Source organism: Capnocytophaga sp. oral taxon 863 str. F0517 (assembly GCF_000466425.1).
Taxonomy (GTDB): Bacteria; Bacteroidota; Bacteroidia; order Flavobacteriales; family Flavobacteriaceae; genus Capnocytophaga.
The window spans coordinates 1-18,754 of sequence record NZ_KE992116.1 but is presented as its reverse complement, the minus strand read 5'-3'; the positions used below and the strand labels follow the sequence as shown (position 1 = coordinate 18,754).

The 18,754-nt window shown below is 43.9% G+C and carries 19 protein-coding genes; 10 read left to right on the top strand and 9 right to left on the bottom strand.

Features of this window, described 5'->3' with window-relative positions; translation table 11 throughout:
- Nucleotides 1–270 precede the first annotated feature (270 nt).
- From tig to HMPREF1551_RS04245, 4 genes are all read left to right on the top strand, one after another.
- The gene (gene tig / locus HMPREF1551_RS04260) at nt 271–1,596 is read left to right on the top strand and encodes a trigger factor (protein WP_021627815.1); all 1,326 of its coding nucleotides are present in this window, start codon (nt 271–273) and stop codon (nt 1,594–1,596) included.
- A gap of 10 nt (nt 1,597–1,606) precedes the next feature.
- Nucleotides 1,607–2,269, top strand: a complete 663-nt coding sequence (gene clpP, locus HMPREF1551_RS04255; RefSeq protein ID WP_021627814.1) for an ATP-dependent Clp endopeptidase proteolytic subunit ClpP — start codon at nt 1,607–1,609, stop codon at nt 2,267–2,269.
- A 22-nt stretch (nt 2,270–2,291) separates the two neighbouring features.
- Nucleotides 2,292–3,539, top strand: a complete 1,248-nt coding sequence (clpX, locus tag HMPREF1551_RS04250) for an ATP-dependent Clp protease ATP-binding subunit ClpX (RefSeq protein ID WP_034544294.1) — start codon at nt 2,292–2,294, stop codon at nt 3,537–3,539.
- A 69-nt stretch (nt 3,540–3,608) separates the two neighbouring features.
- Nucleotides 3,609–4,460, top strand: a complete 852-nt coding sequence (locus HMPREF1551_RS04245; RefSeq protein ID WP_021627812.1) for a glycerophosphodiester phosphodiesterase family protein — start codon at nt 3,609–3,611, stop codon at nt 4,458–4,460.
- Nucleotides 4,461–4,675: 215 nt separating this feature from the next.
- Here the strand turns inward: HMPREF1551_RS04245 and hemL are convergent, their stop codons facing one another.
- The 9 genes from hemL to HMPREF1551_RS04205 all read right to left on the bottom strand — a co-directional run bounded on the left by hemL (nt 4,676) and on the right by HMPREF1551_RS04205 (nt 12,589).
- Nucleotides 4,676–5,971: a glutamate-1-semialdehyde 2,1-aminomutase gene (gene hemL / locus HMPREF1551_RS04240; protein WP_021627811.1), complete on the bottom strand. Its 1,296-nt coding sequence runs from the start codon at nt 5,969–5,971 to the stop codon at nt 4,676–4,678.
- Between the two features lie 163 nt (nt 5,972–6,134).
- Nucleotides 6,135–7,109 (bottom strand): HipA domain-containing protein, encoded by a 975-nt coding sequence (locus HMPREF1551_RS04235; protein ID WP_021627810.1) that lies wholly within the window; start codon nt 7,107–7,109, stop codon nt 6,135–6,137.
- Entirely contained in the window at nt 7,102–7,434 is a 333-nt protein-coding gene (locus tag HMPREF1551_RS04230; RefSeq protein WP_021627809.1) for a HipA N-terminal domain-containing protein, read from the bottom strand. The genes HMPREF1551_RS04235 and HMPREF1551_RS04230 overlap by 8 nt, the downstream gene beginning before the upstream one ends.
- 64 nt (nt 7,435–7,498) lie before the next feature.
- On the bottom strand, nt 7,499–8,194 hold the full coding sequence (locus tag HMPREF1551_RS04225) for a metallophosphoesterase family protein (protein WP_021627808.1): 696 nt from the start codon (nt 8,192–8,194) through the stop codon (nt 7,499–7,501).
- Between the two features lie 65 nt (nt 8,195–8,259).
- A complete protein-coding gene (locus HMPREF1551_RS04220) occupies nt 8,260–10,077 on the bottom strand; it encodes a hypothetical protein (protein ID WP_021627807.1) in 1,818 nt (605 codons plus the stop codon).
- A gap of 131 nt (nt 10,078–10,208) precedes the next feature.
- Nucleotides 10,209–10,580, bottom strand: a complete 372-nt coding sequence (locus HMPREF1551_RS14180; RefSeq protein ID WP_231374955.1) for a PDDEXK nuclease domain-containing protein — start codon at nt 10,578–10,580, stop codon at nt 10,209–10,211.
- Between the two features lie 29 nt (nt 10,581–10,609).
- Nucleotides 10,610–11,029, bottom strand: a complete 420-nt coding sequence (locus HMPREF1551_RS14175) for a DUF1016 N-terminal domain-containing protein (RefSeq protein ID WP_021627805.1) — start codon at nt 11,027–11,029, stop codon at nt 10,610–10,612.
- A gap of 189 nt (nt 11,030–11,218) precedes the next feature.
- The gene (locus HMPREF1551_RS04210) at nt 11,219–12,031 is read right to left on the bottom strand and encodes a GIY-YIG nuclease family protein (RefSeq protein ID WP_021627804.1); all 813 of its coding nucleotides are present in this window, start codon (nt 12,029–12,031) and stop codon (nt 11,219–11,221) included.
- Between the two features lie 186 nt (nt 12,032–12,217).
- Nucleotides 12,218–12,589, bottom strand: a complete 372-nt coding sequence (locus HMPREF1551_RS04205) for a DUF2493 domain-containing protein (RefSeq protein WP_021627803.1) — start codon at nt 12,587–12,589, stop codon at nt 12,218–12,220.
- Nucleotides 12,590–12,680: 91 nt separating this feature from the next.
- On the opposite strand from HMPREF1551_RS04205, the gene HMPREF1551_RS04200 reads away from it, so the two are divergent.
- The 6 genes from HMPREF1551_RS04200 to HMPREF1551_RS04175 all read left to right on the top strand — a co-directional run bounded on the left by HMPREF1551_RS04200 (nt 12,681) and on the right by HMPREF1551_RS04175 (nt 18,651).
- Complete coding sequence (locus tag HMPREF1551_RS04200; RefSeq protein WP_034544293.1) at nt 12,681–13,628, top strand: helix-turn-helix transcriptional regulator; 948 nt, start codon at nt 12,681–12,683, stop codon at nt 13,626–13,628.
- Between the two features lie 85 nt (nt 13,629–13,713).
- Nucleotides 13,714–15,171, top strand: a complete 1,458-nt coding sequence (locus HMPREF1551_RS04195) for an aminoacyl-histidine dipeptidase (RefSeq protein ID WP_021627801.1) — start codon at nt 13,714–13,716, stop codon at nt 15,169–15,171.
- A 200-nt stretch (nt 15,172–15,371) separates the two neighbouring features.
- Nucleotides 15,372–16,172, top strand: a complete 801-nt coding sequence (locus tag HMPREF1551_RS04190; protein WP_021627800.1) for an outer membrane protein assembly factor BamD — start codon at nt 15,372–15,374, stop codon at nt 16,170–16,172.
- Nucleotides 16,172–16,516: a DNA-directed RNA polymerase subunit omega gene (locus HMPREF1551_RS04185; RefSeq protein WP_196800710.1), complete on the top strand. Its 345-nt coding sequence runs from the start codon at nt 16,172–16,174 to the stop codon at nt 16,514–16,516. The genes HMPREF1551_RS04190 and HMPREF1551_RS04185 overlap by 1 nt, the downstream gene beginning before the upstream one ends.
- Entirely contained in the window at nt 16,482–17,705 is a 1,224-nt protein-coding gene (gene coaBC / locus HMPREF1551_RS04180) for a bifunctional phosphopantothenoylcysteine decarboxylase/phosphopantothenate--cysteine ligase CoaBC (protein WP_021627798.1), read from the top strand. Before HMPREF1551_RS04185 ends, coaBC begins: the two co-directional genes overlap by 35 nt.
- 61 nt (nt 17,706–17,766) lie before the next feature.
- On the top strand, nt 17,767–18,651 hold the full coding sequence (locus HMPREF1551_RS04175; RefSeq protein WP_021627797.1) for a DUF4835 family protein: 885 nt from the start codon (nt 17,767–17,769) through the stop codon (nt 18,649–18,651).
- Nucleotides 18,652–18,754 lie beyond the last annotated feature (103 nt).

Here is an 18,754-nt window from a genome sequence, read left to right as displayed (position 1 = left end):
TATGAAGTAACTGAACAGGAAATTATAGAGATGTTACGTGAAAGACCATATTGAGTTGTTGAAAATATGTATAGCTGAAAACTATCTCCCATTTCCCAAAGTCAATTAGTATGTAGCTAAATAGACACTTCAATTTGTCAATTTGCCAATTGTCTCATTGCCTCATTGTCTCATTGTCTCATTATCAAATTAAATTAAAAAAATTTTGGACAACCCGATTTTTTGTAGTATTTTTGCCAGCTGAATTATTTCATAAATAAAATAAACCTAATGAAGATTAGTAAAGAACAAATAGACGCGCTCAATGCCGTTATTACCTTGGAAATTGACAAGGCTGACTACCAACCAAAGGTTGAGGAAGCTCTGAACAACTATCGCAAAAATGCATCCGTACCCGGATTCCGCAAAGGTCATGTTCCTATGGGGATGATCAAAAAACAATACGAAAAAGCGATACAAATCGACGAACTCAATAAGCTCATTGGGCAATCCTTGGATAAGTTCGTACAGGACGAAAAGCTCCGCCTCTTGGGACAACCCATCCCTAAGGATGAGAACGCAGAGGCTAACTTCCAGGGAGACCATCATAAGTTCGTATTCGAAATAGGACTCGAACCTGAATTCTCCATCGACCTATCTCAACCTATTGACTACTACGATATTAAAGTAACCGATAAGGAAATAGACACCCAGATTGAGCACCTCCGTAGCCGATTGGGAAGCTATACCGAGGCAGAAACAATTACCGAAAATAGCCAAATCGGCGGTACCTTCTTCTCCGAAGCCAATGAAGTGGATAAGTTCTTTACCTTCACCGCTAAGCAACTTGGCGAAAAAGCCTTCGAAGCGCTTAAAGGTAAAAAGGTGGGCGACCAGCTTACCCTCTCTACCAAAGGCCTCTTCAAGGATGTACATATGCTCATGGAAGCTCTCGAAAAACCACATGATGTAGTACATGACTTGGATATAGAGGTGACCTTTACCGTTGAGAAAATCCAGGAGCTTATCTTGGCTAATATGGATGAGGACTTCTTCAAACAGATATACCCTGAGGTCACTACCGAAGAGGAATTCCGCAAAAAAGTGGCAGAAAGTATCAAGGAAGATTTCGATCACAATGCCGATATTCGCTTGTTGGACGATGCTACCGAACTACTTATCGAAAATACCAAGTTCGACCTTCCTGCCGAGTTTCTCAAACGTTGGATTCGAGCCACCAGTGAAAATCCTATCACCGAAGAAGAAGCCGCTCAAGATTATGAAAAATCTGAAAAAGGACTCCGCTATCAGCTCATCGAAGGCAAAATCCTTACAGAGAACAACTTACAAGTATCTTACCAAGAAATACGCCAATTCTGCGAAAACGCTATCCGTGCGCAAATGGCTCGATTCGGCTTACATGACATCGAACAAAGAGAATTGGACAACTTTGTGAACAATACCCTCAAAGAACGCAACGAAGTGGATCGCATCCACCGCGAACTCACCGGAGGAAAACTTATCCAATTCTACAAAGAAAAGGCCAACCTTAACAAAATAGAGATAGATATCGATGCTTTTATCGAAAAATTCTATTCTCACCAACACAATCATTAATTCCTAAGAAATGGACTATTCAAAAGAATTTAGAAAATATGCTACCCAACATAGGGGAATCAGCAGCATGTACTACGATACAATCGTCAGTAGCATGACCCCTTATATTGTGGAAGAAAGACAGCTTAATGTAGCACAAATGGACGTTTTCTCCCGACTGATGATGGATAGAATTATCTTCCTCGGTACGGAGGTGAACTCTCATGTGGCCAATATCATCCAAGCACAGCTACTCTTCCTCGAGAGTGTGGATGCTCAGAAAGATATCCAGATATACATCAACTCTCCTGGTGGAGAAGTGTATTCCGGCCTTGGAATCTACGATACGATGCAGTTCATCAAGCCTGATGTGGCGACCATCTGTACCGGTATGGCTGCTTCCATGGCAGCAGTACTGCTCTGTGCAGGGGCTAAAGGAAAGCGCTCTGCCCTCCCCCACTCCCGTGTGATGATTCACCAGCCACTCGGTGGAGCACAAGGTCAGGCCAGCGATATCGAAATTACCGCTCGCGAAATCCTCAAAATCAAAGAGGAATTGGCGCTGATCATCGCCCGCCACTCCGGCAAATCCACCGAGGAGGTGATCCGTACCGGTGACCGTGATTACTGGATGATTGCTACCGAAGCCAAGGATTTTGGTATGATCGACGAGGTACTCATCCGTGGAAATTAACAAACCTTAAAATTCAAATATTATGAGTTCATCATCTGAAGTATGTTCCTTCTGTGGCCGACACTCCGGTAAGGATGTCTTCTTGGTCTCCAGTGGTGTACAGAATAGTGTCTATATCTGTAACTATTGTATCGAACAGGCAGCAAGCATCTGGCGTTCCGAAATTGAGAACAACAAGAAAAAAGCGATCATGGCGCTGAACAAGGATTTGCTGCTGAAAAAACCTACCGAAATCAAGGGTTTCCTTGACCAATATGTTATCGGACAAGAGGCTACCAAAAAAGTACTCTCCGTGGCGGTATACAACCACTACAAGCGCCTGCTACAAGAGCGCGATGAGCATGAGGTGGAAATACAAAAGAGTAATATCGTCATGGTAGGGCAAACCGGTACCGGGAAGACCCTCATGGCACGCACCATCGCCCAAATGCTCAACGTGCCTTTGGCCATCGTCGATGCGACGGTCTTTACCGAAGCTGGCTATGTGGGTGAGGATGTCGAGAGTATCCTTACACGCCTACTACAAGCGGCCGACTATGATGTGGATAGGGCTGAACGCGGAATCGTTTTTATCGATGAAATCGACAAAATCGCTCGCAAAGGGGACAACCCTTCGATCACCCGTGATGTCTCCGGAGAGGGCGTGCAGCATGCCTTGCTCAAGCTCTTGGAAGGCTCCATCGTCAATGTTCCTCCCAAAGGGGGACGTAAGCACCCCGACCAAAAGTACATCGAGGTCAATACCGAACATATCCTCTTTATCGCTGGAGGTGCCTTCGATGGTATCGAACAGATTATCGCCAAGCGTATGAACCGACAAGCGGTAGGTTACAATACCTCTAAGGAAAAACGGGTGGACGACAAGAACCTCCTACAGTACGTCACCCATAAGGACTTGAAGGACTACGGCCTTATCCCCGAGATCATCGGCCGCCTTCCGGTACTCACCTATATGAATCCGCTGGACGAGGCTACCCTGCGCATGATTCTTACCGAACCTAAGAATGCGATTATTAAGCAATATATCAAGCTTTTTGCGATGGATGACATAGCTCTCTCCTTCGAGGAAGATGCGCTAAATTTCATAGTCGAAAAAGCCTTAGAGTACAAGCTCGGTGCTCGTGGATTGCGCTCCCTATGCGAGAGTATCCTCACCGATGCCATGTTCTCCCTCCCTGGTACAGGCCAAAAGACCTTGGTGGTCACTCGTGCCTATGCCCAGGAGAAGCTTACCAAATCGGGCTTTACGCAACACTTACTCACTGCATGATAGTTTTAGAGATGTTTTACAGATATGGGACTCCTTTGAGTCCTATATCTTTTTTTCAAAAAAAGTGATATGAAAAAAATCTTCTTATTATTCTTTGTACTGCTTTTAGCCGTAGGCTGTAAGCACAGTTCCTCCGGACAGATTACCCTCCCCAAGGATCAGATTACCAACCAAATGTATTTCGCGGATAAGCCTATTGTCTCCGCCCATCGTGCCGGTAAGGGAATCCCTGGCTATCCGGAAAACTGCCTCCAAACCATCCAACACCTCCGTAAAAAGGGGATTCATAGCTTCGAGATTGATATCTTCGAAAGTGCCAGCGGCGACCTTATGCTCATGCACGACGATAAGCTGGGACGTACCGCTACCGGAGAGGGTGTAGTCTCCCAAATGACAACCGAACAACTGCTTAAGGAACACCTCAAGGATGACTTTGGCAAGGAAACTCCCTACCAAATTCCTTTGCTCAAGGACGTATTGGCTTGGTGTAAGCAGCATGATGCTTACCTGATGTTGGACTTCAAAAAGGGAATTTCCTATAGCAAGGTAGCCGACTTGGTACGTGCCGAGCAGATGCAAGCACAGGTGGTACTGATCAGCTATAACGCGGAACAGGCCAAGGCGCTCTACCGTGTCGCCCCCGAAATGCTCATCTCCGTTACAGTACGCAACCAAGAGGAGCTCGACCGTATCCTCAATACCGGCATTCATAAGGAAAAATTGGTGGCCTTCACTGGGGTTCACTTAGCCGATGACAGTCTTTACAAAAAGCTTAATGAACTTAGAATTCCTTCCATTCTCGGCACCTTGGGGAACTTGGACAAACGTGCCGAAGCCCGTGGAAACCATCTCTACCAAGAATGGGCGAAAAAAGGGATACAGATTTTCTCCACCGACCGACCCTTTGCACCGAAGTTCTAAGCGCAAAGCCAGCGAGGATTTAGCTCATAGATAAGTAAAAAGTGAAGTGTGAAACGATTCATGCTTCACTTTTTCTATTGGCAAAATTACGAAATACTGAAGGTAAAGTCAAGCAGATGGACAGTGAGAAGTAAGAATTTGTACGATAAAAAAATAGCTTAAGAAATAAGGGGCTGTCCGAAAAGTCCAAAACACAGCCCCTTTGATATTAAAAATTAGATTTCTCCTTTTTCTACGGCCTCCTTAAGGGCAGCGATAGTAGTATCCAAATCGGCATAGGAGAGCGCATCGTTGAGGAAGTAGCTCTCGTAACCGCTTGGTGGTAGGTAGATACCACGGGAGAGCAGTGCATGGAAGTACTTCTTGAAGCGCCCATGGTCGGCTCGCTGCGCACTGCCAAAATCCGTTACGGGCTCTTGGGTGAAGAAGACCGAACACATGGAGCCAAAGCGGTTGATCTGTACCGGAATACCTGCTTCTTGGAATACCTTTTCAAAGCCTATGTGTAGGTAGGCGGTTTTCTTGGCTAAGTGTTCGAATACTTCGGGTTGTTTTTCTATTTCGGTAAGCATGGCCAGCCCGGCACTCATGGCCAAGGGGTTCCCACTGAGGGTACCAGCTTGATAGACCGCTCCGGTAGGGGCTAAGTGATCCATGATTTCGGCTCGGGCAGCAAAGGCAGCTACCGGAAGTCCCCCTCCGATGACCTTTCCGAAGGTTACCAAATCGGCTCGGATACCTAAGGCTTCTTGTGCCCCTCCTTTGGCCAAGCGGAAACCGGTCATTACCTCATCTAAGATAAGGAGGGAATCCTGTTCGTCACAGAGGCTGCGTAGGCCTTCTAAGAAACCTTCCTTAGGCAATACACAGCCCATATTTCCAGCAATAGGCTCTACGATGATGGCAGCAATCTGCTGAGGATGGGCAGCAAAAAGGGACTTTACCGACTCTAAATCATTATAGGTGGCCAATAGTGTATCCTTAGCCGTACCTTGGGTAACCCCTGGGCTATTGGGCACCCCAAAGGTAGTAGCCCCACTACCGGCCGCAATGAGGAAGGAATCCGAATGACCATGATAGCAACCGGCAAACTTGATAATCTTCTCACGCTTGGTATAGCCACGGGCCAAGCGAATGGCACTCATACAAGCCTCCGTACCGCTATTGACAAAGCGGATTTTCTCCACATGAGGCACCATCGAAATAGCTTTTTCGGCAATGAGAGTCTCTATCTCGGTGGGCATCCCAAAGGAAGTACCTTTCTTAGCACGTTCGGTAACAGCCTCTATCACCGGTGCATAGGCGTGGCCAAAAAGCAAAGGCCCCCAGGAGGCAATATAGTCGATGAGCTTATTGCCGTCGGCATCATATAGGTAAGCCCCTTGGGCACGTTCTACAAAAACGGGGCTACCCCCTACTGAATTAAAGGCACGTACCGGAGAGTTCACCCCACCGGGAAGTACCTGCTGCGCTGCTCGAAAGAGCGCACTACTTCTTTGATATGATAACATCTTTTTTAATGGTTAATGAGCAATGATTAATGGTCAATGACAACTTGCAAAGATACGATATTTGAAAGGAAAAGTCAAGAATTTTTAGAATGATGATTCATTAAGAGGTAAAAGATAAAGGGTTATAGGCTTTAGCTAAACTCCTTAATGGCGAATAATTCTTTTAATCCTTAGTGGACAACCTTTTAACCCTATATTGATAATGCTGTAAGTAATTGCGCTGAAGGCGTGGACTAAGGAAAGAACGGCTTACAAGTTGGGCTACCTCTTGGCTATGAGAGGTCATCTGTTCTAAGATAATGAGTACCTCTTCTTGGGGCAGACCACAGGCCTCCGCTAAGGTGATAAACTGCTGGCGTATACGGCCTTGTGCCTTAGGGAACAGTCCCTGGCTAAGGGCAAAATCACTGTCTTCGATATGGATCCTTGTATTGAGTAGGTCATAAGCAGGGCTAAGGCGGAAACTCCCTTCTCCGTCCTCTATCAGGGAAAAATTCTTCAAGTGGGCATCACCATTGGCAAAGAGATAGTTGAAGACTAACAAACGGACTAACCGTAGGGCTTCTTGCTTCCAATGAGGTAAGAGCTGTTGGAGTACTTGGAATAGTTCGTAATAACTGCCCTTGTATTTGTAATCTCCCCCATGGGTCTGAGGAGTTCGCTTCAGTAGGGAAGCAAAGTCCTCCACGGCCAATTTCTCTCCAGAAGGGCTTATATCAAAGCGCTTGACAAGGTAAGCAGGTGTGCCATCACTGAAGAAAATCAGTCCGTTCTCGGCCGTTTCTATCCCGAATACCTGTGCGGCGAGCTGCATGGTAAGATGCTCATTAGCAGGGGCAAATTCTTGATTTTTAGGCATAGGAGAAATGGGCTTTAGGATATAGCCCCCTCTTTTGCCTGTTTGGTTTAAGATCAGTTGGTCTCCCTCCAAGCAAAGACTATGTTTTTCTTGATAGCCGGAGAGAGACATGGCTTTTTTGTTCTCCCAAAGTTCTTGGGAAGAGGTTTGCAAAGAGAATGACAAGCGATGCGGCACTATCGCTCCAGCAAATAACCGCTTGAGAGCCTCAGGGCTGTAGCTATGATAGCCTTCACGGAGCAGGGAGGGGCATACGATTATGATGGGTAATTTATTCATTTCCTTCGATTTCTTGGATAGTAATTGCTCCAATGGTATCATGTTTGGCTATCTGAAGTAACAGGCCAAAATCATCCTCTAAGTCTAACCTGAAGGCTCGGCAGAGCTGCACTCTGTTGTTCCCTTCAGGTAATAGATGAAAGAACACAGGGAAAAGTGCTTTGCAGGTGTAAGGCTCCTCCCGCTTGGCCATCACTAAGCTAATAGGAGGGGAGTTACTGTCGGCCAGCCACAAAGGGTCATAGCAAAAGCGGAAAGAACCATCATCTGCCTGACTGACTACTCCCGAAGGGATCCCTTTATAAAGTACTTTTGCTTGTCTCATAGTAAGTGAATAGTTTGCAAAGATACGATATTTGAAAGGGAAAGTCAAGAAAAGTTTGGAGTTTTTAATTCTGAACTTTTGCTTGCCAATATTCCTTGGTCTCTATATCCATGATAGTAAGGCGGCTATTGAAACCTGCCCCAGTGTCGAGGTTCCATACATGGTGCCGACACATAGGTTTATCTGTGCCATAAAGGAGCGTGGGGGTATGTCCTATATAGATTTCCTTATATAGCGATAGCCTTTTCGGGTAATAGGAATCGGTGGGTGGCATGTCTTCAGGGGTAGCCAGGGCTAATTCCCAAAGTGTTCTGTCCCAGTAGAAATTTTCCTGAAAAAACTCGTGTGCCACTCCCCCTCGGTCGGTAAAGCCTGCATGTAGGAAGAGGCGATTTTGTCCATCCAAAAGGTAATTCTTAAGTGACTGAAGGAAGTCAATATGTGGCTGCTTCTCCTCCTTAGTATAGTGCCTATATGCCTCTTCGGTAGCCTTGCCCCCATGGGAACGCCAAAGGTCAGACATGGGTCTGCCCAAGAGAAAATCGCAACACAAAGCATCGTGATTACCCCTGAGATAAATCACTTGATGGGTCTGTTGTAGGGCGATAAGCTCGTCCAACACCTGGGGGGTATGCTTGCCCCTATCGGCATAGTCCCCTAAGAAAATCAGTAGGTCATCGGGAGTCACCTGCGCCCGTTCCAAGACCTCAAGCAGCGCTGCGTAAGCACCATGTATGTCGCCTATAACAAGTGTTCTCATAAGGATAGTAGTTAGTGATTAGAGGTTAGTGGTTAGTAAATAAGCAAATTCAGAAACGACTTACATTATTTGACCTTCACCCAAAAATATTCGTCTTCTTTAGTAAAAAAGACATGCCATTGTCCGTTGATCTTAAAGGCTTTTAGGCAACTTGGCGTATTTTCACTTGACATCTCCTCTACAGGGAAATACTGGTATAACAAGATACTTTCCCCCTTTAGAGCCTGTGTATCTTTGTCAAGGCGCTGCATCTTGAGTCCGCTGAAAAAGCCATCGTAATATTCATAAAAAGCCACAATAGCATCCTCGTCCTGCTCCATGATTCGGGTGTCATAGATATCATCCGGCGAAGACACCCTATGTTCTTTGGAAGGCGTGGCTATGGTGTAGAAGTTAAAAGTATCATTAGCATCCATATCTCCATAATACTGCTTTTTCCCCCAGCTTAGATAAGTAGTTCCCCACTCAAATTCCTTTCCTAAAAGAGTCTTTTCAAGTAGCTTGGTAGCATTGCACCTTAGGAAATAGACCCCCTTTTCTGTTTTCAACTGAAATACAAAGTTATCTGTCGCTCCTGTGGCAATATATTGTCTGCGGTGCTCTAACTGCTTAGGATTGTCCAGTAAAGGGTTGAGCGGTATCTTCCCCTCTATCTTACCTGTTTTAGTATTAAGGGTCATCACTTGAAACTCCTTTGTATCTATTTTTTGCACAAGGGAATACATACATTCAGCAGTGGTGTAGGTCTGTACAATATGATACTTAATATCACGATAAGAAGCCTTACGATAGGATTTGTTAGGCTCAGGGACGACATCAGCAGAGGCTATCTGCTGGTAGAAGAGGGAATCATTCACCCTTTTAGGAACATATTTTGCCCAAACAAAATGACTATTGAGTGTATATAGTGTATCTCTTTGTGCATAAAAAGTCTCAAAATCAGTAGCATCAGGCTGCTCTTTTGAATAAATGCGCCCATGTACTACTTTGTCATTTTGGGTATCAAACACCAAGAGCTGTTCTTTGCCATGCGAAGAATTCTGATGAAGACTATATACCTTTTGGGTATCCTTGTCCAAGGCATAGAGCCTATAGTCAACAATATCTTTCTCAAAATTTTCTATATGGACAGGTAGGTTTTGCAGCATTGGATAAGGCTGTTTTTGGAACCGTTGCCACCATTTCCGCCAATCTTCTTGAGTAGGCTTTTCTGGTAAAGGTACTATACTGCTTAGAAAATCCCTTATATAACTTAGCCTTTCTTGAGCCAACTCACTCATTAGCCTTTCTTGCTTATACTCCTTGGAACCTCCGACCCTTTTTCCATCCTTGCTTACCCCTTCCCAATTTTTCTGATTTATAATAGTAACCTTTTGTGTGGAAGACAACGCCTCTATCCACTGGGGGATATCCCGAAAGTCATCACTATTGTTAATCTCTTGATAGTAGATAGGGATTCCTTTTTTGATTTTCTCCATAGTGGATAAGGGCAGTTCTTCAGGATAAGAGAGGGTTATTTTATTGCCTTGCTCATCGGTATAGAAGGCTTTTTTAGTATAATAGACATCAGGCGCATTAGGAATCGGGAGTATCTCAAAAGAAATAGGTATATCGTACTTGTAGGTAATTTTGTCACCAAAGAGAGGAATCAACAAGATATGAGAAGTCCCCAACCTCTTAGCATCCAAGGGGCTGAGCTTAAGGAAATCGGCGCTATCCTCAAGAAGATATGCATTGCCTTCCTCTAATACAAAGAGTGCCCTTCGGATATTGTCATAGAGGTTAATCGTGCGATACTCCCGCTTGAACTCACCTGTAACCACGTTACCTTGTGCTAAAGCCGTACAGCTGAAGAAGAAAGTCCATATTATATATCTTATCATTTTTTCTTATAATTTAGTTAATAGACTTTTGTTATTGTTATAGTTTTCGTATATTTCCAAAAAGGTGAGACAGTGTCTCACTTATTTAACATTTTAGAAATAGAGAGGCTAATATGATGGAAATCAACACTTTATTCTTCGTCTATTATTCTACGTAATTCTTCTTGTAGCTGCTGTTTGTCTGGTAGATAGAGTTGGTATCTACTTACAAAAAGCTGATTTGATATACCTTGCATCGCATATTCTATAAGAACTTGATGCTTGTAGGCGCCAAGGACAATCCCTATAGGTTCATTATCTCCTTCGGTATTTTCTTCATTTTTAAAATAGTTCAGGTATAAGTTCATCTGTCCTATATCATTATGTTCTATTTCTCCTTTTTTCAAATCTATAAGAACAAAACACTTTAAGATACGATGATAAAACACAAGATCTACATAAAAGTGGCATGATCCTATATTGATTCTATATTGTCTCCCAATAAAGGCAAAGCCTTTTCCCAATTCCAAAAGAAAATCTTGAAGATTGGCTATCAATCTATGCTCCAATTTTCTTGTTCACATTGTTTTGCATAAAAATTGATTTCGAGCTCATTATCTGCCTTTAGTATCTCAAAATAATGGCTCCAACTCAAAAGAGGAGAGACTGTCTCACTTTTAGGAAAGCATAGATAAAACTTTCGTATATAGATGATATTACTTCGGCTAAACCCTTTTCCATAAGCAATGGTTAGGTCATGAGAGAGACGATTGAGTAATTCTGCCCCATATTCTGCACGTTCGTTTCCTTTCTGTTCATATTCCACAATATAACGACCGATTTCCCAATTAGTCCTCACTAATGCCATATTGACTGCTTGAAGTGCTTTGCTTCTTCCTTCTATTAGGATACGCCCTATAGCCTCAATCAGTTCTTGATACAAAGGACTTCTTACTATTAGTTTCTTATCCATAGTTACTCTTACTTTTATGTTAATAGCATTCTGTAGAGGTTATTTATTTCGTATATTTCCAAAAAGGTGAGACACTGTCTCACTTATTTGAGTATGGGGCAAAGATAGGGAAAATTCCCCTAACTTGGTAGAGAGTTAGGGGAATTTTTAAGTTTATTAGACATCATTGTGTTTGTTTGGAGTATAATTTTAATTCTTATTATATCCAAAATCTCGTGTGAGTAAAACCTCCTTCCACCAGGATTCTCTACTTATGATAAGTTCATCTTTTACAGTACTTTTGAAAATATCCAAAATAGAATACCTAAAATACTGCTTTATATGCTCAAAAGATAGTTCTTTCAGTTCTTTATTCCCTCCATTTCCTGTTTTTACATAATCCTCCCATCTTCCTAAAAGCATTCTCTCTCCATAGGCGGAGCCTACATACATTTTTCCATTAGAGGTATCGGTAATCAGGTAAACTCCTTTTTGGTTTTGCAGGGCAGTCTTCCATGAATCTTTTGCCAATACGCGTGATAAATCGCTCCAAGATAGATTTACATTATCATAACCTGGAAAGATATCATTATCAAAAATATCGGGCAATATCTCATATACTTCACATTCATCAATTAAAGGTATGGCATGGCGTGCCAAATTTTGAGAAGTATTTTTATACTTAACTATCAGTCTTCCAAAGTATTTTTTATACTCTGAAAGTTCCTCATGTTCGTAACCAATTCCATTGAAGACATTGAGATCTTTAGTAACTTTCCCTATATGGAAGAGTAACCACAAATCATCTTTGATACGAATAAAACCAATGGTAGTTTGTCCTTCTTTGAAGATTTTTTGTTTTGAATAGTTCCAGTATTGTCCCTCCAAGAGGGTTTTTATGTCGCTATTTTTAAAAATCTCGATAGGGTTCCAGTTTCCTGCAAACATCAGATTGAATTTGATTTTAGTGTTTTTCAATTCTTCCTGACTAAAATTCAAAATATCATTTAACTTGATACTCATAATTATATTGTATTTTTTAAATATCGCCTACTCTAAAAGGTTTTCGGCTTCCCCTATTTATTTCTTAGATAAAAAGCTACGGGCATCCCGTTTTGTTTAGCTCGAAGCCCGACTAAAGGCAAGAGGGGGACGACTGACAAAGATACAAAATTATCTTTATACTAACATCCTTTTGCCTTACTTTTTTCAATTCTCCTCTGTTTTTTTGCCATAGGAGATGATATGCAATTCTTTTTGTAGCTTTTTCGCTTTAGTAATGCTATCTTTGGTGCCTTTTGATTGTCCGTCCCAAAAGGCAAATACCACATCGGCGGTTTCGATGATTTGGGTATTGCGTACCAGGGTAGCCCCACGTCCGTATTTTTGGTAATCAGGCTTGAAAACCAAGAGAGGAATGTCCATCTCAGTGGCAAATTGAGCGGCAAGGGTATCGGCGCCTTTAGCACCCCCCGATACGATGTTTTCAGGTGTCTCATGCGTGTCGATATACGCTAAAAGGCTTTCTTTCAATAGGGTATAGTCGCTAAAATCGCGCCCCCCAACAATGGCTATATTCATATCATTTATTTTTTATGGTGCAAAGGTCTTTGCTTATTGCGCCAAAACTTGTCGCTCTAAGAAAAAAGTTTTATCTTTGCCAAAAAAACAAATGAGCTTAGTCAATAACTTTCTTAGGCATCGCTTCCTTATAGAACGGCTACGCATGGCGGCTTGTTCGCTTGGGGATTTTGAAGATGATTTAGCCCACAGCGGGGAATATGCAGAAGTAAAGTCTTTTAGCAAGCGTACCTTACAGCGCGATATAAACGATATTAGAGAGATCTATCACATTGATATTCAACACAATAAATCCATTAAGAAATATGAGATTGTGGAGGATAATGACCTCTATGCTCAAAATCTTCTTGAGGCATTCGATGTCTTTAGAGCGCTGCAAAATCATGGAAATCTCTCCAAACTTATTGCTTTTGACCATCGCTACCCCAAGGGTACTTCTCACCCAGCAGGCACCCAACACCTCTCTACTTTGCTACAAGCTATCAAGCAAAAGAAGCAGCTACAATTGCACTACTACAAGTTTTGGGGAAGCAAAGAGGTACAAGTACGCACTATTGAACCTTACTTGCTCAAGGAATCACAACACAGATGGTATGTATTGGCCTTGGATGTGGATAAGAAAGCGCTTAGGATATTTGGTCTTGATCGTATTAGAGCTATTGAGGATAGCGGAATGAAGCGCATGCAACGCCCGCCTCAAGGAATTGAACGTTTCTTTGATGATAGTTTTGGGGTATGGGTGGATAACGACCGCACTAAAGTCGAGAAAGTTACCCTATCCTTTAGGAGAAACGAAAAAGATTCGTTTTTTACGCCAAATCCTGCTGAATACCTTAGAGTCATGCCGCTGCACCGCTCCCAAGTCTTTCTCAAAGATACCCCTGAGGAGATCGTTCTCTCTCTACAAATAAAAATCACCCCTGACTTTGTCAAGGAAATCCTTTCCTATGGGGCACATGTCAGGGTTATAGAACCGGAGCACTTGGCTGAGCAGGTCAAGAGTGAGATAAAAAACGCCTTACAACTGTATGATAATTGAATAAAAATTCGTAACTTTGCGTGCCTTTTTATTCAAGACGAGCCTCAAGAGGCTTGTTAAGTATTAACTTTTAATCTGTTTTATAATGAGTACAACCATTAGAGAATTAGAACCAAAAGAGGTATGGAATCGCTTTGCGGATATCAACGCAGTGCCTCGTCCCTCCAAAAAAGAACAAAAAATCACTGCCTTCATGGTGGATTTCGGTAAGAAATTAGGCCTTGAGACCACTTCCGATGCCTATGGAAACGTGATTATCCGAAAACCTGCTACGGCTGGATTGGAACACAAAAAGCCTATCATTCTCCAATCTCACTTGGACATGGTATGCCAAAAGAACAATGACACGGTCTTTGACTTTGACAATCAAGGTATCGAAACTTATATAGACGGCGACTGGGTACGTGCCAAAGGAACGACCCTCGGGGCAGATAACGGTATGGGCGTGGCTGCCATTATGGCGATCTTGGAAAGCAAAACCATCGCACACCCTGCCTTAGAAGCGCTCTTCACCACTGATGAGGAAACGGGTATGACAGGTGCTCAGAAGCTTAGCAACGACGCCCTCAAAGGGGAAATCCTTCTGAACCTTGATACAGAATTGGACACCGAGATAGAAATCGGTTGTGCCGGTGGTATCGATGTTTCTGCCTATGCGGACTACAAAGAGGAAGCTACCCCTTCCGATGTGGTGGCTTATCACATAGTAGTCAATGGACTTTTGGGTGGCCATAGTGGTATGGAAATCCACTTAGGTCGCGGCAATGCCAATAAGCTTATGAACCGTGTGCTTTTCCACCAATATGAAAAACACGGTTTGCGTTTGGCACAGTTGCACGGTGGTGGTTTGCGCAATGCTATTCCTCGTGAGAGTGAAGCCATCGTAGTGGTGCCAAAGAAAAACCAAGCGGCTTTTGAAAAAGACTTCAAGGAAAATGCGGAACATATTTTCAAAGAACTTCAACCGGTAGAGCCACACCTTTCTATAACTTTCAAGCAGACCCAAGCTCCTGCAAAAGTCATGGAAGCGGGTGCACAGGTGGCATTCCTTAGGGCGGTAGCGGCGGCTCCTTGTGGGGTGTACGCCATGAGCCGCAGTGTGGAAGGCTTGGTAGAGGCCAGCAACAACATCGCCAATATCAAGGTAGAAGGTGGCAAGATTGCGATACTCTGTATGAGTCGTTCCTCTGTGGAAAGCAGCAAGAAAGACCTATCAGAGAGCTTGGCGGCAGCCTTTGAGTTGGCTGGTTACAAGGTTGAGTTTACTGGGGCTTACCCAGGTTGGGAACCTAATCCACACTCCCCTATTTTGCAGGTATTGAAAGAAACCTATGTGCGTTTGTTCCAAGAAGAGCCGAATGTAGCGGCGATCCATGCCGGCTTGGAATGCGGTCTTTTGGGTGAGCACTTCCCACATATTGATATGATCAGTTTTGGGCCTACCATTCTTGGGGCACACTCCCCTAATGAAAGGGTAAGTATCAAGTCTGTACAGAAATTCTGGAAATATCTTTTGGAAGTGCTAAAGAATACTCCGGAATAATGGTCAATTATCAATTATTAATTGTTAATTATCAATTGTTAGTGATGGATAAAATCTAATCAAGGAACTGTTTTAGCCATCGCATGTGTAGCTATGTGAGTTTATTACATCTTAAGTAGTTAGTGAATAATATTTTGACAATTGATAATTAACAATTAATAATTAGTTGGAAGTATCAAAAAAATGCGTATCTTTGCCCAATGAATTTAAAAGGAAAAGCACTGGCTGTTGCCTGCCTTACTTCGTTGGCTTTTTCTTCCTGTGGGGAGTATCAAAAAGCCTTGAAGTCAGATAATTACGAATACAAATACCAAGTAGCCAAAGCCCTCTATGAGAAGGGAGACTATACGCGTGGGTTACGCCTTTGGGAGAAGGTGGTGGCCTACTATATAGGTCGCCCACAGGGGGAGGAGGCCTTGTATATGTATGCTGATAGCTTCTATAAGCGAAAAAAATACCTATTGGCGGCTTATCAGTATGAACGTTTCTTAAAGAACTACCCTCGTAGTGAGAAGGCCGAAGAGGTGCTTTTTCTCAAGGGGGAGTGTCACTTTTGGGAATCGCCTAAGTACAGCTTAGACCAAAGTGAGACCTCCAAGGCCTTGGATGAGCTTCAGGAATATATAGATCGTTACCCCAATGGGGCACACCTTAGGCAGGCCAATGATATGATCTTGGATCTTTTGACCAAGCTTCAGCGCAAGAGCTTTGAAATCGCTAAGGGTTATGACAAGATTCGAGACTATCAGGCAGCGATCAAGTCCTTCGATAACTTCTTGATAGACAATCCAGGTTCCATCTACCGGGAAGAGGCGATGTACTATCGCTTGCATTCGGCTTATGAGCTGGCCAAGAATAGTGTCAAGAGCAAGGAAAAACAGCGCTTTGAGGAGGCCAAGAGCCACTATGAGTCCTTTGTTCGTTCCTATCCGGAGACTTCCTTCAAGGGTAAGGCAGATAAAATGTACCAAGATATTTTAAAGAAAATAAGTGAATTATGATAAATTTGAAACGCATAGATGCGCCGCAAACTACCGTTACTTATGATAAGAACAAGATAGATGCCCCAACGGGGAATATCTACGAGGCGATCTCAATCATAGCCAAACGTGCTTCGCAAATCAATGCAGAAATCAAGCGCGAATTGGAAGAAAAATTGGAAGAGTTCGCCATCAATAATGATAGTTTGGAAGAGGTATTCGAGAACAAGGAACAGATAGAGGTATCCAAATTCTACGAAAAACTTCCTAAGCCACAGGCCATCGCTGTAAAGGAATGGCTTGATGGAGATATTGAATATCGTTATATCAATGAAAGGAGCCGCAGTGAATATTCCTTCGCTTAGGGGGAAAAACATACTCATAGGGGTTACCGCTGGTATAGCGGCCTACAAAATTCCTCACTTAGTACGCTTGCTTGTCAAAGAACAGGCAAGCGTTAAGGTTATTATGACCCCTGATGCGGAGGCTTTTGTAACGCCTCTGACCCTATCGGTGCTTTCCAAGCATCCGGTATATACGACCTTTGAGAGTGAAGACCACCAGTGGCATAGCCATGTGGCGCTTGCCCAGTGGGCGGATGTCTTTGTCATTGCTCCAGCGACGGCCAATACGCTTTCGAAGATGGCTCATGGGGGGTGTGATAACCTGCTTTTGGCTACTTATCTTTCGGCTAAGTGTCCGGTCTTTTTCGCTCCTGCTATGGACTTGGATATGTATGCGCACCCGAGTACTCGGGCGAATATAGCTCAGTTGGAGTCCTATGGGAACCACCTTATCCCCAGTGACTATGGCGAGCTGGCCAGTGGCCTCGTGGGGGAGGGACGGATGGCAGAACCGGAGGCGATTGTAGCCCAGTTGGCCTCGTATTTTTTCCCTAAAAAGGCACTTCTTGAGGGTAAAAAGCTACTGATTACGGCAGGGCCTACCTATGAGATGCTTGATCCGGTACGCTTTATTGGCAACTTTTCCTCTGGTAAGATGGGGGTTGCGTTGGCCAATATGGCAGCGCTGATGGGAGCGGAGGTGACCCTTGTCCTTGGCCCGACGGCACCCCATGCTATAGTGCAGGGTGTGAAGGTGCATTCGGTGGTGAGTGCCCAGCAGATGTATGAGGCGACCACGGAGGCCTTTGCCCATACCGATATAGCCATTTTGGCTGCTGCTGTGGCCGACTATAAGCCGCAAGTGCAAGCCCCGCAGAAAATCAAAAAGAAAACCGACTCGCTGACCTTGGAGCTGGCCAAGACTCAGGATATTTTGGCCTCTTTGGGAGCACAGAAGCAACAGCAGCTGCTCATTGGCTTTGCCTTGGAGACCGAGAACGAGCTGGAACACGCCAAGGGGAAACTCACCCGCAAGCATTTGGATGCGATAGTGCTCAATTCGCTCAACGACCCAGGGGCGGGCTTCTCGGTGGATACCAACCAAGTGACCTTCATCACCCGAGGGGGACGGCAAGAGGCTATTGCACTGAAGAGCAAGAGGGAAATAGCCGAGGATATACTGACACTTATACATGATAAATTTTTATAATTAGGGCGAATGGCCTCACATACTCCGCTATCGTGGCCTTTGCCCCTACAACAATAACATTATGAAAAAACAACTTTTTATTCTTTTCTCCTTGCTGGGCTTGGGTAGTTTCGCTCAGGAGCTATCGTGCAAGGTAACGATTAATACCAAGCGGGTCAATCAGACCAATCAGCGGGTGTTCACTACGCTGGAGCGTTCGCTACAGGAGTATATCAACCGCAAGGCATGGACAGAGCTCAAGGTGAAAGAGAATGAGCGCATCGACTGTTCGCTGGTTTTTACTGTATCCTCCTATGAGAACAATGTACTTGTGGCAGATGTGCAAATACAGTCCTCACGCCCGGTATATGGGAGCACTTACCAAACCCCGCTGATGAACTATCAGGAGAAGGGGGTGAGTTTTTCCTATTTGGAAAATGAGCCTATCTATTTCAATCCTAACAGCTTTACCTCCAATCTCTCGTCTTTTGTGGCCTATTATGCCTATATCATCATAGGAGTGGATGCCGATAGCTTTGCTCCCGATGGAGGTAAGCCCTATTTTGAGAAAGCCTTGTCCGTGGTGCTCAATGCCCAAGGCAGTGGGGATGGCGCTTGGCTACAGAATGGTAATAACAACCGCTGGCAGATGGTCACCGACCTACTCTCCAATGATTTTTCAGCTATTCACAACGTACTCTATACCTATCATCGCCAAGGCTTAGACCTGATGGGGACTGACCCTCAAAAGGCAAAGAACGGTATAGGGGAAGCCCTTTTGATGCTTAACCAATTGAACTATAGCCGTATCAACCGCTTTATGGCTCAGCTCTTTTTTGATGCTAAGAGTGATGAGATTGCTCAAATCCTTCTATCGGGCAAGCCTATAGAAAAGCGAAAAGAGGTACAGGAGGTACTGCTGAAACTGGCGCCTACTCATGCTCAGGAATGGGGGCAGATTAAGTGAAAAGTGAACAATGAAAAGTGAATAGTGAAAAGTGAACAATGACTAACCACTAACTACTAACCACTAATGACTAATTACTGGTGTTGCGTTGATTTTTTATTTT

Bases quoted from the DNA above. Each gene is read 5' to 3' on its own strand.
- tig (WP_021627815.1), top strand. From the start codon at position 271: ATGAAGATTAGTAAAGAACAAATAGACGCGCTCAATGCCGTTATTACC.
- clpP (WP_021627814.1), top strand. From the start codon at position 1,607: ATGGACTATTCAAAAGAATTTAGAAAATATGCTACCCAACATAGGGGA.
- clpX (WP_034544294.1), top strand. From the start codon at position 2,292: ATGAGTTCATCATCTGAAGTATGTTCCTTCTGTGGCCGACACTCCGGT.
- HMPREF1551_RS04245 (WP_021627812.1), top strand. From the start codon at position 3,609: ATGAAAAAAATCTTCTTATTATTCTTTGTACTGCTTTTAGCCGTAGGC.
- hemL (WP_021627811.1), bottom strand. From the start codon at position 5,971: ATGTTATCATATCAAAGAAGTAGTGCGCTCTTTCGAGCAGCGCAGCAG.
- HMPREF1551_RS04235 (WP_021627810.1), bottom strand. From the start codon at position 7,109: ATGAATAAATTACCCATCATAATCGTATGCCCCTCCCTGCTCCGTGAA.
- HMPREF1551_RS04230 (WP_021627809.1), bottom strand. From the start codon at position 7,434: ATGAGACAAGCAAAAGTACTTTATAAAGGGATCCCTTCGGGAGTAGTC.
- HMPREF1551_RS04225 (WP_021627808.1), bottom strand. From the start codon at position 8,194: ATGAGAACACTTGTTATAGGCGACATACATGGTGCTTACGCAGCGCTG.
- HMPREF1551_RS04220 (WP_021627807.1), bottom strand. From the start codon at position 10,077: ATGATAAGATATATAATATGGACTTTCTTCTTCAGCTGTACGGCTTTA.
- HMPREF1551_RS14175 (WP_021627805.1), bottom strand. From the start codon at position 11,029: ATGGATAAGAAACTAATAGTAAGAAGTCCTTTGTATCAAGAACTGATT.
- HMPREF1551_RS04210 (WP_021627804.1), bottom strand. From the start codon at position 12,031: ATGAGTATCAAGTTAAATGATATTTTGAATTTTAGTCAGGAAGAATTG.
- HMPREF1551_RS04205 (WP_021627803.1), bottom strand. From the start codon at position 12,589: ATGAATATAGCCATTGTTGGGGGGCGCGATTTTAGCGACTATACCCTA.
- HMPREF1551_RS04200 (WP_034544293.1), top strand. From the start codon at position 12,681: ATGAGCTTAGTCAATAACTTTCTTAGGCATCGCTTCCTTATAGAACGG.
- HMPREF1551_RS04195 (WP_021627801.1), top strand. From the start codon at position 13,714: ATGAGTACAACCATTAGAGAATTAGAACCAAAAGAGGTATGGAATCGC.
- HMPREF1551_RS04190 (WP_021627800.1), top strand. From the start codon at position 15,372: ATGAATTTAAAAGGAAAAGCACTGGCTGTTGCCTGCCTTACTTCGTTG.
- coaBC (WP_021627798.1), top strand. From the start codon at position 16,482: ATGAAAGGAGCCGCAGTGAATATTCCTTCGCTTAGGGGGAAAAACATA.
- HMPREF1551_RS04175 (WP_021627797.1), top strand. From the start codon at position 17,767: ATGAAAAAACAACTTTTTATTCTTTTCTCCTTGCTGGGCTTGGGTAGT.